Annotated in this window: 13 protein-coding genes; 6 read left to right on the top strand and 7 right to left on the bottom strand. The window is 58.9% G+C overall.

All coding sequences use genetic code 11. The features are described 5' to 3' along the window. Positions 1-4: 4 nt before the first annotated feature. Genes BMX55_RS13720 through BMX55_RS13730 form a run of 3 tightly spaced genes read right to left on the bottom strand, consistent with a single transcriptional unit; the run spans position 5 to position 3,814 of the window. Positions 5-1,606 carry a diguanylate cyclase domain-containing protein gene (locus tag BMX55_RS13720; protein WP_091458672.1) on the bottom strand — a complete coding sequence of 534 codons (1,602 nt, stop codon included), beginning with the start codon at positions 1,604-1,606 and terminating at the stop codon, positions 5-7. Between the two features lie 44 nt (positions 1,607-1,650). Continuing rightward, a complete protein-coding gene (gene rng, locus BMX55_RS13725) occupies positions 1,651-3,138 on the bottom strand; it encodes a ribonuclease G (RefSeq protein ID WP_091458775.1) in 1,488 nt (495 codons plus the stop codon). 46 nt (positions 3,139-3,184) lie between these two features. Further along, positions 3,185-3,814 carry a Maf family protein gene (locus tag BMX55_RS13730; RefSeq protein ID WP_091458673.1) on the bottom strand — a complete coding sequence of 210 codons (630 nt, stop codon included), beginning with the start codon at positions 3,812-3,814 and terminating at the stop codon, positions 3,185-3,187. 180 nt (positions 3,815-3,994) lie between these two features. Between BMX55_RS13730 and BMX55_RS13735 the strand changes: the two genes are divergently transcribed. The 3 genes from BMX55_RS13735 to BMX55_RS13745 all read left to right on the top strand — a co-directional run bounded on the left by BMX55_RS13735 (position 3,995) and on the right by BMX55_RS13745 (position 6,271). Continuing rightward, positions 3,995-5,122 (top strand): cupin domain-containing protein, encoded by a 1,128-nt coding sequence (locus BMX55_RS13735; protein ID WP_091458675.1) that lies wholly within the window; start codon positions 3,995-3,997, stop codon positions 5,120-5,122. A 15-nt stretch (positions 5,123-5,137) separates the two neighbouring features. Next, complete coding sequence (locus BMX55_RS13740) at positions 5,138-5,641, top strand: hypothetical protein (protein ID WP_091458677.1); 504 nt, start codon at positions 5,138-5,140, stop codon at positions 5,639-5,641. 240 nt (positions 5,642-5,881) lie between these two features. Beyond that, positions 5,882-6,271 (top strand): hypothetical protein, encoded by a 390-nt coding sequence (locus tag BMX55_RS13745; protein ID WP_091458679.1) that lies wholly within the window; start codon positions 5,882-5,884, stop codon positions 6,269-6,271. A gap of 109 nt (positions 6,272-6,380) precedes the next feature. On the opposite strand, the gene bamC is transcribed toward BMX55_RS13745, so the two are convergent. The 4 genes from bamC to BMX55_RS13760 all read right to left on the bottom strand — a co-directional run bounded on the left by bamC (position 6,381) and on the right by BMX55_RS13760 (position 9,888). After that, positions 6,381-7,475 carry an outer membrane protein assembly factor BamC gene (gene bamC, locus BMX55_RS13750; protein WP_245751477.1) on the bottom strand — a complete coding sequence of 365 codons (1,095 nt, stop codon included), beginning with the start codon at positions 7,473-7,475 and terminating at the stop codon, positions 6,381-6,383. Positions 7,476-7,528: 53 nt separating this feature from the next. Continuing rightward, positions 7,529-8,425 carry a 4-hydroxy-tetrahydrodipicolinate synthase gene (dapA, locus tag BMX55_RS13755; RefSeq protein ID WP_091458681.1) on the bottom strand — a complete coding sequence of 299 codons (897 nt, stop codon included), beginning with the start codon at positions 8,423-8,425 and terminating at the stop codon, positions 7,529-7,531. Between the two features lie 71 nt (positions 8,426-8,496). Further along, complete coding sequence (locus BMX55_RS16495) at positions 8,497-8,661, bottom strand: hypothetical protein (protein WP_177172917.1); 165 nt, start codon at positions 8,659-8,661, stop codon at positions 8,497-8,499. Positions 8,662-8,664: 3 nt separating this feature from the next. Next, entirely contained in the window at positions 8,665-9,888 is a 1,224-nt protein-coding gene (locus BMX55_RS13760) for an MFS transporter (RefSeq protein ID WP_177172918.1), read from the bottom strand. Between the two features lie 63 nt (positions 9,889-9,951). Here BMX55_RS13760 and BMX55_RS13765 point away from each other — a divergent pair, with 63 nt between their 5' ends. Genes BMX55_RS13765 through BMX55_RS13775 form a run of 3 tightly spaced genes read left to right on the top strand, consistent with a single transcriptional unit; the run spans position 9,952 to position 15,923 of the window. Then, on the top strand, positions 9,952-11,934 hold the full coding sequence (locus tag BMX55_RS13765) for a DNA topoisomerase IV subunit B (RefSeq protein ID WP_091458683.1): 1,983 nt from the start codon (positions 9,952-9,954) through the stop codon (positions 11,932-11,934). A 14-nt stretch (positions 11,935-11,948) separates the two neighbouring features. Continuing rightward, complete coding sequence (gene parC, locus BMX55_RS13770) at positions 11,949-14,309, top strand: DNA topoisomerase IV subunit A (RefSeq protein WP_091458779.1); 2,361 nt, start codon at positions 11,949-11,951, stop codon at positions 14,307-14,309. Between the two features lie 30 nt (positions 14,310-14,339). Further along, entirely contained in the window at positions 14,340-15,923 is a 1,584-nt protein-coding gene (locus tag BMX55_RS13775) for a methyl-accepting chemotaxis protein (RefSeq protein ID WP_091458685.1), read from the top strand.

Consider the following 15,923-nt stretch of genomic DNA (forward strand, 5'->3'; position numbering starts at 1 on the left):
GCATTTAACCCACCGCTGGTGCTGCTTGGTAAAACTGCACCTGATTGCGCCCGGCCTCTTTGGCTCGGTACATGGCGGCATCGGCCTGATCGAGCAATTGGGCTGGGGTGCTGCCGTGCCCGCAAAAGAAGGTCACACCAGCACTGGCGGTGCAATGGTGTTCTACCGTGTGGGACTGGCCGTCTTGGGTCACTTGCAAGCGGTAAGGCTCCGACAGGGCTTGGATGATTTTCTCTGCCACATGGCGTGCTTGTTCGGTGGCGGTGGGCAGGTTGGGGCTCAGGCCATTGAGCACCACCACAAACTCATCGCCCCCTAAGCGTGCAGCGTTATCGGTGCCCCGGATGCTCTGGCATAGGCGCTGCGCCACTTCTATCAGCAGCAGATCGCCCACATTGTGGCCATAGCGGTCGTTCAGGGGTTTGAAGTTGTCTAAATCCATAAACAGCACCGCGCTGTGTTGCTGGCTACGCTGGTTTTGTGCCATTGCCCGCTCTAGGTGCTCATGCAGTAAACGGCGGTTGGGCAGGTGCGTCAGGGCATCATGAAATGCCAGCTCGCGGATGCGCGCGTCTATCTCTTGGCGCTCGGTGATATCAGAGCAAAAATTGAGCGTGGAGGGCTGGTCGCACCAGTCGATAGCCACGCCGCTGATCTCCATCCAGCGCACGCCGTGCGTTTTGGTTTCTACGCGGGCCGGGTATTTCAAATCGTCAGCGTGGCCTTCTAAGCGCTTTTGGTGGTTCTCGCATACCAGAGCGCGGTCATCGGGGTGGATAAAGCGCAGGATTGGTTGGCCGAGCAATTCATCATGGTTATAGCCAAACAGCTCGATAAACTTGGGATTGACAAAGCGCAGGATGCCTTTTTCGAGCACGCAAATGCCCTCGTTGGCCGATTCGATCAGTTTGCGGTAGCGGTCTTCGCTGTCTACCCGCGCCTGCTCGGTACGCTCTTGCACCATGACCAGCATACCGACCGACAGCAGCAGGGTATCGAGCAGCGATAGCATGAAGCTCAAAATTACTGTGATGGTGGAGTCAGTGACCTTTTGTGCCGGATCCCAGCCTGCCAAAGTGACCACGATCCGGTAGATCATGGTCAAGGCGGTAAATACGGCGGCAAAACCCAAGATGTATTGGCCGCGCCCAGCGGTTTGATGACGCCATTGCCACAGCAGTACCGACATGTGGACAAATTGCAGCAAAGTGATGGCCGATAGCAGTATCCGGCGCGCTTGGTATGCATCGACCAGCCACCAAGTGCCCAGCCCCACCAAAACTACCGGAATAGCCACCAACCCCCTAGGGGGTGTGCGGCACTGAAAGCGGTATAGCGCCAGCACATACAGCGCCATCGCCCCATTGATCGCTATATTGGCTAGTACCACCGACAGCAGTGGTGACACCTGACCACGCAAAAAGAACAGGGCATAACCCATGCCCTGTGACATCAGGCCGAAAGAAAAAACCAACAAATCGGGCTGGCGGCGGTAAGCCACCGAAGCAATTGACAATGCCATTGCCGTCACGCCGACGAAGAGCATGACAAACATGGTGGGAATATGCAGGCTTGTCACGGTGGCGGTGGTAGGCAATGGTGGCAAACGAACAGCCTAGGGGCGGGCCACCATCTTATGCGCGATAGGCGCTAGAGCAGCACAATGTCGTACTGTTCTTGCCCAATAGCGTTTTCTGCTTGCAAAGAGATAGGCTTGCCAATAAAGTCACTCAGGCCCGCCAGATGCTGGCTTTCTTCGTCCAGCAGCAGTTCCACCACTTGGGGGGCTGCCACCACACGAAATTCACGCGGGTGGAATTGGCGTGCCTCGCGCAAAATCTCGCGCAAGATGTCGTAGGCGACGCTGCGCACGGTTTTGATGGCACCACGCCCTTGGCACGAGGGGCAAGGCTCACACAGCATGTGCGCTAACGAGTCACGGGTGCGCTTGCGCGTCATCTCCACCAGCCCCAGTTGCGAAAAGCCGCCCGCCATTGTCTTCACGCGGTCACGGGCCAGTTGCTTTTTGAACTCGGCCAGCACCGCTTGCTGGTGGTCTTCGCGCACCATATCAATAAAATCGACAATGATGATGCCACCCAGATTGCGCAGGCGCAGTTGCCGTGCAATGGCCCCAGCGGCTTCTAGGTTGGTTTTAAAGATCGTGTCGTCAAAATTGCGCGCCCCGACAAAACCGCCGGTGTTCACATCCACGGTGGTCAGGGCTTCGGTTTGGTCAATGATGAGGTAGCCGCCCGATTTCAGATCTACCCGGCGGCCCAGCGCACGGGCAATTTCTTCGTCAATCGAATACAAATCGAAGATCGGGCGCTCGCCCTTGTAATGCTGCAACTTTGCGGCAGCGGCGGGCATAAATTCTTGACCAAAGGCGCGCAGGCGCTGGAACTGCTCCATCGAGTCGAGCCGGATGGTGTGCGTATGTTCGCCCACCAAATCACGCAGCACCCGCTGCAATAAATCCAAGTCTTGCAGCAGTAGCGATTTGGGTGGCTGCTTGAGCGAGGCTTGCTTGGTGCGCGCCCAAGTTTTGCGCAAGTAGGCGATGTCTTCGGCCAGTTCGGTATCAGTGGCATCTTCGCCATTGGTGCGCAGGATAAAGCCACCACCGCCGCCGGTTTCTTTGCTGCCCACCAGCGCCTGCAAGCGGGCACGCAGGGCGTCGCGCTCGGCCACGGGTATTTTTTGCGACACGCCTACATGGTCGTCTTGTGGCAAGAACACTAGTAAGCGCCCAGCAATGCTGATTTGCGTGGACAAGCGTGCGCCTTTGGTGCCCATGGGGTCTTTGACCACCTGCACGATCAGCGTTTGGCCTTCAAATACCTGTTTTTCAATTGGCACCAGTGGCTCGCCCTTGCGCGCCAGCGCGGGCGGCTCGCCGTCGGGCTGGCGCTGCCAAACATCAGCTACGTGCAAAAAGGCAGCGCGCTCTAGCCCGATATCGATAAAAGCCGACTGCATACCCGGCAGTACGCGCACCACTTTGCCCAAATAGACATTGCCCACCAGGCCGCGCTCTAGCGGGCGCTCTAGGTGCAGCTCTTGCACCGCGCCGTTCTCGACGATGGCAACGCGGGTTTCTTGGGGCGACCAGTTGATGAGGATGTCTTGTTGCAGGCTGGGCATGGGGGGTGGGTGCGCACGGGCGCACGGCAAAGGGGAATCAGAGGGCAAATCCGACGCCGCGCAGCAATTGCGCGGTTTCGAACAGGGGTAGTCCCATGATGCCTGAATAACTGCCGCTGATGTGCTGCACGTAGGCCGCTGCCAGACCTTGAATGCCATAGGCACCAGCCTTGCCCAGCGGCTCACCACTGGCTACATAGGCGGCAATTTGCTCTGTGCTCATGGGGGCAAAAGTGACCCGCGATACCGACAAAGCGCTCCAGCGCTGCGTGCCGTGTTGCAAGGCCACGGCGGTGAGCACGCGGTGCGTGCTGCCCGACAGTTGCGCCAGCATCTGCGCGGCGTGCGCTGCATCGTCGGGCTTGCCAAAAATGGTGCGTCCTTGGGCCACGGTGGTGTCGGCACACAAAATGGGCGCGGGTGGCAACCCCCGGCGGGCATGGCGGGCCACGGCGGCATCGAGTTTCAGGGCCGTAACGCGCTGCACATAGGTGGTAGGCGCTTCGTTGGGCCGCACGGCTTCTAGGGCCTCGGCGTCTTCGGCCTCATCGGGGTGGTTGGGTGCGTGGGCCAGCAACAACTGGTGCGCGATGCCCAATTGTTCTAGCAATTGGCTGCGGCGCGGGCTTTGCGAGGCCAAATAAATAAAAGAGGAATGGTGGCTCACGGTTCAGACGGGCATCAGACTTCCTTTGGTAGAAGTCGAGAAAGCGCAAAAAGTAGCAACAAAAAGAAAAGTGAAGAGATTACGATACACCACGAAGCGGCTTGAAAAAGCCACGGCTGTTCCGTAGCAGAATTGTCGCAGTTTGACCAACAGGCCCTTTGCCGGGCCAGAAACCTTGTCATGGACACCAAGCAACCCCTCGTCCTACTGGCTGGCCTGACGCCTGCACAGTTTATGCGCCAACATTGGCAGAAAAAACCCCTGCTGGTGCGCCAAGCCATACCGGGCTTCAAGGCACCGCTGTCGCGGCCCGAATTGTTTGCACTAGCGGCCCAAGAGGGCGTGGAGTCGCGCCTTGTGCAGCAGACCGATGGTGTTTGGTCATTGCGCCACGGCCCTCTGCCCCGGCGTGCCTTGCCACCTTTGCAGCGGCCCCATTGGACAGTGTTGGTGCAAGGGGTTGATTTGCACCACGAAGCTGTGCATGCGCTGATGCAGCAGTTTCGCTTTGTGCCCGATGCCCGCTTGGACGACTTGATGATCAGCTACGCCAGTGATGGCGGTGGGGTTGGCCCGCACTTTGACAGCTACGACGTATTTTTGCTGCAAGCGCAAGGCCGCCGCCGTTGGCGCATTGGGCGGCAAAAGAACCTCACCTTGCGCGACGATATGCCGCTGAAAATCTTGGCCCAGTTTGAGCCAGAAGAAGAATATGTGCTCGAACCGGGCGATATGCTTTACCTGCCACCGGGTTGGGCGCACGATGGCATTGCTGAGGGCGGCGACTGCATGACCTATTCGGTCGGGTTTCGCGTGCCTGAGCGGGTTAATTTGGCACAAGAACTGCTGGTGCGGCTAGCCGATGAAGACGAAGGCGAGCAAGACCAGTTGCTCTACCAAGACCCGAAACAGCCCGCCGTCAGCCATGCGGCAGAAATTCCTACCACCTTGCATGACTTTGCCCGCAAGGCGCTAGATTGGGCCTTGCAGCAGCCCCAAGCATTAGAGCGGGCTTTGGGTGAGTACCTGACTGAGCCAAAAGCCAATGTCTGGTTTGAGCCGGGGCCAGAAGGGGTGATGCTAGAGCAGGTGGTGCTCGACCGGCGCACACGCATGATGTACGACGCCGAGCACATTTTTATCAACGGTGAAAGCTATCGCGCCGCTGGAGAAGATGCGCAACTGATGCGCCAGTTGGCCAATGACCGCGCTTTGGATGGCCGTGCCTTGGCCCATGCCAGCGACGATGCACTGGAGCTGCTGTCTTCTTGGTGTGATGCCGGTTGGTTGCACGCCCAAAAACCCTAACTCCAGCGCGTTGCCATGACCGTTGCACCGACCCACCTTTTACCCCAAGGGCGTTTTCAGGGGCGCGAGGCCTTTCAGCAGTTGGTGCGTGACGCCTTGGCTACCGCTGCCGCTGAAGGTTGGCGCGAGATCATTCTCAGCGACGCCGATTTTCACGATTGGCCCTTGGGCGAGCGTGCGGTGGTGGAGTCTTTGCAGGCGTGGGCGGGCAGTGGGCGGCGCATGACGCTGCTGGCCTGCCAGTACGACGATGTGCTGCGCCGCCATGCCCGCTTTGTGCAGTGGCGTCGCACTTGGGATCACCTCCTGACGTGCCGCCGCAGTGCAGCCGCAGATCGGCTGGATGTGCCCAGTGTAATTTGGTCGCCGGGTTGGGTGTTGCAGCGCCTCGATCCTGAGCGCTGCAACGGCGTGACAGGGGCCGAACCAGAGCGCCGGGTGTTGCAGCGCGAAAGCCTGAATGAGTGGCTGCACAACAAAAGCTCCCCAGGATTTCCAGCTACCACACTGGGTTTGTAATCGATTTGTCAGCTCTGTGGCCTGCATTTGGCAGCAAAACTGTCAGATTGTTGCAACGTCTTGGGTAGGCAGGTATGTGTAAGCGTTAGCCTGTATTGACAGAATCCCAATATAATCGCGGGCTGTAAATAAGTAAGCAGACGCAAAACTTCTTGCGTCCATTTGCCCAAGCGTAGTTGGCTGCGCCAAGCCCAACGCGATGGCATCCCCGTTTTTGACTGTCCAACTAGGAAACCTGAAATGAACAAGACCCTTGTCATCGCTTCGTTGATTGCTGCTGCCGCTCTGGCCGCCTGCGGTAAAAAAGAAACTCCTCCCCCCGCACCAGCACCTGCTCCCGTAGAAGCTCCCGCTGCTGCCCCCGCTCCTGCTGCTGCCCCTGCTGCCGCTGCTGATGCCGCCCAAGCTGCTGCTGGTGCCGCTGGCGCCGCTGCTGGTGCCGCTGGCGATGCTGCCAAGGCTGCTGGTGATGCCGCTGCTGGCGCTGCTACTGCCGCTGGCGATGCTGCTAAGGCTGCTGGTGCTGCCGCTGCTGGTGCTGCTACTGCCGCTGGCGATGCTGCCAAGGCTGCTGCTGACACTGCTGCTGCCGCTGCTGCTCCTGCCGCTGCTCCTGCTGCCGCTAAGTAATAAGCAAGCGCTGTTCTGGGGCTAAAGCCCCAGAAACTAGCAAGCCCCGTGCTCACGCAACGGGGCTTTTTTTATGCTCCTCCCAAACAAGGGAGGGGCCACTTAGGCGTCAGTTGAGCTCGTCGGCTAACACGCGCACAATGCTGGCTGCACTGGCCGAGGTTTCGGCAGCGCCGCTGGCATTGAGCACCAAGATGGTGGAAGCATTACCCTCGCTGCGCACGACGATACGGTATTTTTCTGGCGTGATGGTGGGGGTGCTACTGAGCAGCTTGCTAAAGAAACCCTGCTCTTGCTTGTTGGCGTTGGCCGGGACATAGCGCACAAAGTACAAGCCTTGGCTGCGGTCGCGGTCTTCTACGGTAAAGCCGGTGCGATCTAGTGCCAGCCCCACCCGACGCCAAGCGCGGTCAAAACCCTCGTTCAGTTGCAGCACGGGAGTATTGTTGACGGTTTCGAGGCGCGCAGTGGGGGTAGCTGGGGTAGTAGCTACCGTTGCTGCTTGCGCCTGCTGCTCTTTGCTGGCCCCCAGCTTGACCATCATGCGGCGCAGAAATTCGGTCTCTAGCTCAGGATCAGCCTGTCGCGGTTGCCAGTGTGTGGCATCTTTGCTGCTGTTGCTATAGACCTCCACCATGCCTCGGTGGGCGACATAAATTTCTGTGCCACCATTGGCATTGCGCTCTAAGCGGATGCGAAATTTGTCGCGCTCGCCAGTGGAGTAGATCGAGTCCAGCACCTTGCCCAGCGCACTGCGGATAAAGTCTTGTGGAATCTTAGCCCGATTTTCTGCCCAATCGGTTTCCATGATGCCCAGATTGGCTTGGTCTTGCACCAGCACAAAGCCGTTTTCGAGCCAGAACTCGCGCACAGGTTCCCACAGTTGCTCGGCAGAGCGGTTGACTACCAGCCAGCGCTGGTTGCCTGCGCGCTCAATGCGTACATCGCCCAAGCTGTTGACTGCAGTGGCCGGGCCTACCGGCTGCACGGCTTGCTTGGTTTGCAATGCATTGGCTGAGACCACGCCACCGGGGGCGGCATAACGGCTGTCGCGCGAGAGCTGTTGCAAATCAGGTGGCACCTCCAGCGTGGCAGCCTTGGTGGCACTCTTGTAGTTGATTTTGTCGCTTTCCAGTGCGGAGCAGGCAGACAGTGCAATCGTCAGGCCCAGCAGGCCCAGTCGTGCAATAGGGGTTGGTTTCACGCAGAAATCCTTGAAAAGACAGGCAGGCACACTTAGGCTGGCACGCGCAGGGCTTAGAGCAATTGGGCGCTGCGCAATGCCGCTTCGACCACGGCTTCGTTGCTGCTGCTCAAAGGCGTCATGGGCAGGCGCAGAGTGCCGCCACACAGACCCATGCGCTGCATAGCCCACTTGACCGGGATGGGGTTGGCCTCGACAAACAGTTGCTTGTGGATGGGCATGAGCTGGAATTGGATTTGCATGGCGCGGGCAATATTGCCTGCCAGCGCTGCGGCGCACAACTCGTGCATCAGGCGTGGGGCCACATTGGCCGAGACGCTGATGTTGCCATGACCGCCGCAGAGCATCAGTGCCACAGCGGTAGGATCATCGCCCGAATAGACGCCAAAGCCTTGGGGCACATCACGGATCAGCCATTGGGCGCGCTCGATGTTGCCCGTGGCTTCTTTGATGCCGATGATGCCGGGCACTTGGGCCAAGCGCAGCACGGTGTCGTGCTGCATATCGGCCACCGAGCGGCCCGGCACGTTGTACAAAATGATGGGCAAATCGCCCGTGGCCTCGGCAATGGCCTTGAAATGCTGGTACTGGCCCTCTTGCGTGGGCTTGTTGTAGTAGGGAACGACCTGCAACTGGCTGTCGGCACCTACGCCCTTGGCAAACTTGGCTAGCTCAATTGCCTCAGACGTGGAGTTGGCACCGCAGCCCGCCATGATGGGCACGCGCTTGGCGGCCTGCTCTACGGCTACGCGGATGATCTCGCAGTGCTCTTGCACGTTGACGGTGGGTGACTCGCCCGTAGTGCCAACCACACCAATGCAGTCGGTGCCTTCGGCAATGTGCCAGTCGATGAGTTTGCGCAAGGTGGGGTAATCCACGCTGCCGTCTTCGTGCATGGGGGTGACGAGGGCGACAATGCTGCCGGTAAGGGAGACGCTGGAAGTGGTCATATCCGCAGTGATAAACGGTAAAAGGGCATTCTAACTAGAGGCCGGGTGGGCCGATAGCTGTAGAGACCAAGTCAAAAGCACGACCAGACCTGATTGGCTAGCAGCACCATGAAGTCGGGCTGGGTGTAGAGTGCAAAAACGGCCAGCAATGCCAGTATGGCAGCAATGCGGGCCAACCAAGGGAGCCATTGGTGCTCAAGTTGAGCGCTAGAGTCTGCGGACGAGGGTGCCGACATACTTCAAGCCCCTTGCATGGCTGGGCGGTCAATGGCCTGCTCTTTGATGGGTAAGCTGACCAAGGCGGCCAACAGCCCCAGCACGATAGAGATGCCCCAGACGATGTTGTAACTGCCCGTTTGGTCGTACAAATAGCCGCCCAGCCAGACGCCCATAAAGCTGCCCACTTGGTGGCTAAAAAAGACAAAGCCGCCCAGCATAGATAGATGCTGCACGCCAAAAATCTGCGCTACCGTGGCATTGGTCGGTGGCACGGTGGACAGCCACAAAGTACCCATCACCGCTGAGAACAAATACACCGACCAAGGCGACAACGGTGCCCACAAAAACAGCACAATCGCCACCGAGCGCGTGAAATAAATGGTGGCCAAAATATAGCGCTTGGGCACGCGCTGGCCCAAGCTGCCAGTCAGGTAGGTACCCACCACATTGAACAGGCCGATCAGCGCCAGCGCATGGCTGCCCACATCAGGCGAGAGGCCATGATCGCGCAGGTAACTGGGCATGTGTACGCCAATAAACACCACCTGAAAGCCACAAACAAAATAAGAGGCCGTGAGCAGCAAAAAGCTGGGGTAGCGCAGCGCTTCGCCCATCGCTTGGGCAATGCTTTGCCCCCGCTGCGCTGCGCCACTGCCCTGAAAGCCCGGCTCACGCAGGCCCAACGCCAGCGGCATGATGAACAGCACCATCACCCCCAGCACCAACAACGACTGTTGCCAGCCCAATGCATTGATTAAAAAGCCCTCCACCGGCACCATCAAGAATTGACCAAAGGAGCCTGCGGCTGCTGCCACCCCCATCGCCCATGAGCGCTTGTCTGGGGCAATCTGGCGGCCCAGTACGCCATAAATCACGGCATAGGTGGTGCCCGCTTGCGCCGCACCAATCAACACCCCCGCTGTGAGCGCAAACATGGTGGTGTTGGGCGACCAAGCCATGCCTGCCAGCCCCAGCGCATACAGTAGCGAGCAGCCCACTAGCACCTTAAAGGCACCAAAGCGGTCGGCGGCCATGCCCATAAATACGCCAATCACCCCCCAAGACAGGTTTTGTATCGCCAAGGCCAGTGCAAATGACTGGCGTGTCCAGCCCATCTCTTGCGTGATGGGTTGCAACCACAGGCCAAAGCCGTGGCGTATGCCCATCGACAAGGTAACGATGGCGGCACCACAGGCCAGCACTTGGAACATGGAGAGTTTGCGGGGGGACGGCGAAGAAGGCATCGGGCAACTGTAATAGCAACGGCGTTATTGTGCTGTAGCCGCCACGGCCTAGAATCCGCGCCCATGCCAGCCAAACCTACCTCTCCCTCCCTTCCTGAATATTCTGAAAGTTCGATCCGTGTGCTCAAGGGGCTAGAACCCGTCAAGCAGCGCCCCGGCATGTACACCCGCACCGACAACCCGCTGCACATCGTGCAGGAGGTGCTAGACAACGCGGCCGACGAAGCCTTGGCCGGATACGGCAAAAAGATCAAAGTGAGCCTGCACCTCGATGGCTCGGTGAGTATCGAAGATGATGGCCGGGGCATTCCCTTTGGTCTGCACCCCGAAGAAAACGCCCCCGTCGTAGAGTTGGTTTTTACCCGCCTGCACGCCGGTGGCAAGTTTGATAAGGGCCAAGGCGGCGCTTACAGCTTCTCAGGCGGCTTGCACGGCGTGGGCGTGAGCGTGACCAATGCGCTCTCGACCCGCCTCGAAGTGACCAGCCACCGCGAGGGCCAAATGGCCTGTTTGGCCTTTGCTGGGGGCGATGTGGTCGAAGCCTTGCAAGTGCGCCCCTTGCAGGCGGGCGAGCGCAAACAGGGCACCACGGTGCGCGTTTGGCCCGATGCCAAATACTTTGAATCCAGCCAGTTGCCTATGGGTGAATTGGTGCATCTGCTGCGCAGCAAAGCGGTGCTGATGCCGGGTGTCATTGTGACCTTGGCCAACGAAAAAACCCGCGACACCCAAACGTGGCAATACAAAGGCGGTCTGCGCGACTACCTGATGCAAACGTTGGTGGCCGACCCCGTGATTCCGCTGTGGGAGGGCGAGGGCTTTGCCGATAGCAGCCACGATAGCTTTGCCGAGGGCGAAGGGGCCGCATGGGCGGTAGCCTTTACCGACGAAGGCGCGCCAGTGCGCGAAAGCTATGTCAATTTGATTCCGACCAGTGCCGGTGGCACCCACGAATCGGGGCTGCGCGACGGCCTGTTTCAAGCGGTAAAAAGCTTTATCGAATTGCACAGCCTTTTGCCCAAGGGCGTCAAGCTGATGCCCGAAGATGTGTTTGCCCGCGCCAGCTATGTGCTCAGTGCCAAGGTGCTCGACCCACAATTCCAAGGCCAGATCAAAGAGCGCCTGAACTCGCGCGATGCCGTGCGCTTGGTGTCGGGCTTTGTACGCCCAGTGCTGGAGTTGTGGCTGCATGAGCATGTGGAATATGGAAAAAAACTGGCCGAATTAGCCATCAAAGCCGCGCAAACGCGCCAGCGCGCTGGGCAAAAGGTAGAAAAGCGCAAAGGCTCCGGCGTAGCCGTGCTGCCGGGCAAGCTGACGGATTGTGAAAGCCGCGACATTGCCTACAACGAACTGTTTTTAGTGGAGGGCGACTCCGCTGGGGGCAGTGCCAAAATGGGCCGCGACAAAGAAAACCAAGCCGTGCTACCGCTGCGCGGCAAGGTGCTCAATACGTGGGAAGTAGAGCGCGACCGGCTGTTTGCCAACAACGAAATCCACGATATTGCCGTGGCGATTGGCGTCGATCCGCACGGCCCAGAAGATGAACCCGACTTGTCGGGGTTGCGCTACGGGAAAATTTGTATTTTGTCGGATGCCGATGTCGATGGCTCGCACATCCAGGTGCTGCTGCTGACACTGTTCTTCCGGCATTTTCCCAAGCTCATTGATACCGGCCATGTGTTTGTGGCGCGGCCACCGCTGTTTCGCGTCGATGTGCCAGCACGCGGAAAAAAACCTGCCAGCAAACTCTATGCGCTCGACGAGGGTGAGTTGACCGCCATTCTGGACAAATGCACCAAAGAAGGCGTACCACGCGACAAATGCACCATCAGCCGCTTTAAGGGCTTGGGTGAGATGAATGCCGACCAACTCTGGGAAACTACCCTCAATCCCGATACCCGGCGCTTGATGCCGGTGCATTTGGGAGCGCTGGACTTTGCCGCTACCGTGGCCTTATTGACCAAGCTGATGGGCAAGGGCGAGGCCGCCTCGCGCCGCGAACTGATGGAGCTGCACGGCGACAGCGTAGAAGTGGATATATAGGCTGAATGCACAACATGATTTCTGATCTTCTGAACCCTCCGGCATCCCCGGCCTCCGCCTCTGACCACCCTGAAAGCCTAGGCGGCTATGCCCAACGGGCTTATCTCGAATACGCCCTGAGCGTCGTGAAAGGCCGGGCTTTGCCCGATGTCTGCGATGGCCTCAAGCCCGTGCAGCGGCGTATCTTGTACGCGATGGATCGCATGGGCCTGAGTTACTCTGGCCCCACCGGCAATGTGGCTCCCAAACCCGTGAAAAGCGCCCGTGTGGTGGGCGATGTGCTGGGGCGCTTTCACCCGCATGGCGACCAATCGGCCTACGATGCTTTGGTGCGCATGGCGCAAGACTTTGCCCAGCGCTACCCGCTGATTGACGGCCAAGGCAACTTTGGCTCGCGTGATGGAGATGGCGCAGCAGCCATGCGCTACACCGAAGCGCGTCTGTCCAAAATTACCCGCTTGCTTCTAGATGAAATTGACGAGGGCACGGTCGACTTCATCCCCAACTACGATGGCTCTACCGTGGAGCCGCACCAGTTGCCCGCCCGCCTGCCCTTTGCCTTGCTCAATGGGGCCAGCGGTATTGCGGTGGGCTTGGCGACAGAAATCCCCAGCCACAACCTGCGCGAAGTGGCTGATGCCTGCGTGGCGCTCATCAAGAATCCGCAACTCTCGGCAGAAGAGTTGCAAGCCCTGATTCCCGGCCCCGATTACCCCGGTGGCGGCCAGATCATCAGCAGTGCCAGCGATATTGCCGATGCCTACCGCACCGGGCGCGGCAGCCTGAAAGTGCGCGCCCGCTGGAAAATAGAAGAACTGGCACGCGGCCAGTGGCAATTGGTGGTCACGGAGTTGCCCCCTGGCGTGAGCACGCAAAAGGTGCTGGAAGAAATTGAAGAACTGACCAACCCCAAGGTCAAGGCGGGCAAAAAAGCCCTGAGCCAAGAGCAAAACCAGCTCAAGGCCAGCATTTTGGCGGTCTTGGATGGTGTGCGTGACGAGTCGAGCAAAGATGCCGCTGTGCGCTTGGTGTTTGAGCCAAAAACCAGCAAAACACCGCAACAAGAACTGATTACGGCGCTGCTGGCGCATACCAGTTTAGAAACCTCTGCGCCCATCAACCTGACGATGGTGGGCTTAGATGGCAAGCCGGTACAAAAATCACTGCGCCGCATGTTGGAAGAGTGGATTGCCTTCCGCCAAAACACCATTACCCGGCGCAGCCAGCACCGGCTAGACAAGGTGCTCGACCGCATCCACATTCTGGAAGGGCGGCACACGGTGCTGCTGCACATTGATGAAGTCATTGGCATCATCCGTGAGTCTGATGAACCCAAGGCCGCGTTGGTGGCCCGTTTTTCCCTGAGTGAGCGCCAAACCGACGATATTCTCGAAATCCGCCTGCGCCAACTGGCCCGGCTCGAAGCCATCAAAATTGAGCAAGAGCTGCAAGAGCTGCGCGACAGCCAAGGCAAGCTTGAAGATATTTTGGGCAGCCCGGCCACGCTGCGCCGCCTGATGGTGCGCGAGATCGAGCAAGATGCTAAGCAGTTTGCCGATGCGCGCCGCACCCTGATTCAAGCTGAGAAAAAAGCCGTGGTCGAGGTCAAGGTGGTGGATGAGCCGGTCACGGTGGTGGTGTCAGAAAAAGGCTGGGTGCGTACCCGCAACGCGCATGGACATGAGGCGGGCAGTTTTGCCTTCAAGGCAGGCGATGGGCTGCACACCACCTTTGAATGCCGCACGGTAGATACGCTGGTGGTGTTTGGCACCAATGGCCGCGTCTATTCGGTACCGGTGGCGCAATTGCCCGGTGGGCGCGGCGATGGTCAGCCCATCACCACGCTGATCGAGCTAGAAGCGGGCACCCAGATCGCCCATTACTTTGCTGGCCCTGCACAGGCGCAACTGTTGTTGGCCAGCAGTGGCGGCTATGGATTTTTGGCGAATGTAGAAAACTTGGTGGCGCGCAATAAGGGCGGTAAAGCCTTTATCACCTTGGCCGAAGGGGAGACGGTGTGCCTACCCTCGGTGGTGGCTTCTGGCTGCACTGCGCCAACCACAGAGGCTGCCGCCACCCATGTGGCCTGCATTTCTAGCGGCGGACGTCTGTTGACCTTTGACCTCCAAGAGCTTAAAGCCTTAGAGCGCGGCGGGCGTGGCTTGATGCTGCTGGCCTTAGAAGACAAAGATACGCTGGCCGGGGTGGCCGTCTATAGCCGCAGTATTCGTATCGCTGGCGTAGGCCGTGGTGGCAAGCCCCGCGAGGAGGTGCTGGAGCTGCGCTTGCTCAATGCCGCCCTAGCCCCGCGTGGCCGTAAGGGCAAAGAGGCCCATTTTGGCTTTAAGCCCACTAGCGTGGCCCGCTGCGTGTGAATACGCTAGAGGCCAAACCAAGGAAGTGACATGAATAAAACACCAAAAATTTCGCAGCAATTGTGGCTGACGGTGGGAGCCGTGATTCTTCTGATGCTGCTGGCGATGGGGTTCATTGGCCGCCATGTCATACAGCAGCAGGCCCAAGATGACGCCATGACGGCAGAGTTGAGCCAGCGGTTGGACACTGCCACCCGCTGGATGGGGCTCACAGAGACCAATGCAGCGCGCACACAGGCCATTGTTACTAGCAGCGATCCGGCGGTAGAGGTGGTGTTCAAAGAGACGATCAGTGCTACCTCAATGCAGATTTCGACTTTGCAAAAATCGCTTGAAGCCATGAATCTGCGCGCTATTGATCGCGAGCAGATGGCCAAGGTGGGCGCTGCGCGCAAGGCGATGCTGGAGTTGCGCGCTAAGGCCCGCCAACTCAAGGCCGACGGCCAGCCTGAGCAGGCGGTGGCCCTGATTGCCCAGTCGTACAACCCAGCCACCACTGCCTATCTGCAAACATTGAAAGGTTTTGTACAGTTGCAACACGACGCCCTGCAAACTTGGCAGCAAGAACAATCACAGGTGCGGCGTCAAACTTTGGTGCTGGTCGGGCTAGTGTTGTTGTGCATTATTGTGGTGATGGTGGTGGGGGCTTGGCTGCTGATTCGGCACATGCAGCAATCATTGGCCCAAGCGGTTTCTTTGGCCGAGCGCATTGCGCAAGGCGATTTGACGGCTTCGGTGCAAGTGGCCCGCCAAGACGAATTTGGCGCGCTGCTGCGTTCATTGCAGGCGATGGGGCAATCTTTGGCACAGGTGGTGCAGCAGGTGCGCGATAGTGCTGGCAGCATTGCTACGGCCAGTGCCGAGATCGCGATGGGCAACCAAGATCTGTCCATGCGTACTGAGCAGACTTCCAGCGATTTGCAAAAAACAGCCGCTTCCATGGAGCAGTTTGCGGGCACGGTAGAGCATAGCGCCAACAGTGCCCAAGAGGCCAGCCGCTTGGCTGCTGGTGCCTCAGAGGTGGCACAACGTGGTGGCCAGATGGTGGCCCATGTCGTCTCCACCATGGAAGATATCAACCATAGCAGTCGCAAAATTTCCGACATCATTGGGGTTATTGACGGCATTGCCTTTCAGACCAACATTTTGGCGCTCAATGCAGCGGTAGAGGCCGCGCGGGCCGGTGAACAAGGCCGGGGTTTTGCAGTGGTGGCCTCTGAGGTGCGCAGCTTGGCTGGGCGTAGTGCCCAAGCAGCCAGAGAAATCAAGGCGCTGATTGGCGCTTCGGTGGATCGGGTGGAGGAGGGCTCGCGTTTGGTGCAAGACACAGGCACCACTATGCAAGACATCGTGCAGGCGGTGCAGCGCGTCAATGACATGATCGGCCAGATCAGCACTGCTGCTACCCAAGCCAATGCAGGGATTGCCCAAGTCAACCAAGCCGTAGGCAGCCTAGACCAAATGACGCAACAAAACGCTGCCTTGGTGGAAGAGAGCGCTGCTGCGGCACAAAGCCTGCGCGAACAGGTCGACCAATTAACCCGTGTGCTGTCGGTGTTTACCAGCAGTGCGCCTAGGGTGCAGGCCCCACGGTTGGCCGCCGCAGTGTTTTAA

Source organism: Giesbergeria anulus (assembly GCF_900111115.1).
Lineage (GTDB): Bacteria > Pseudomonadota > Gammaproteobacteria > Burkholderiales > Burkholderiaceae_C > Simplicispira > Simplicispira anulus.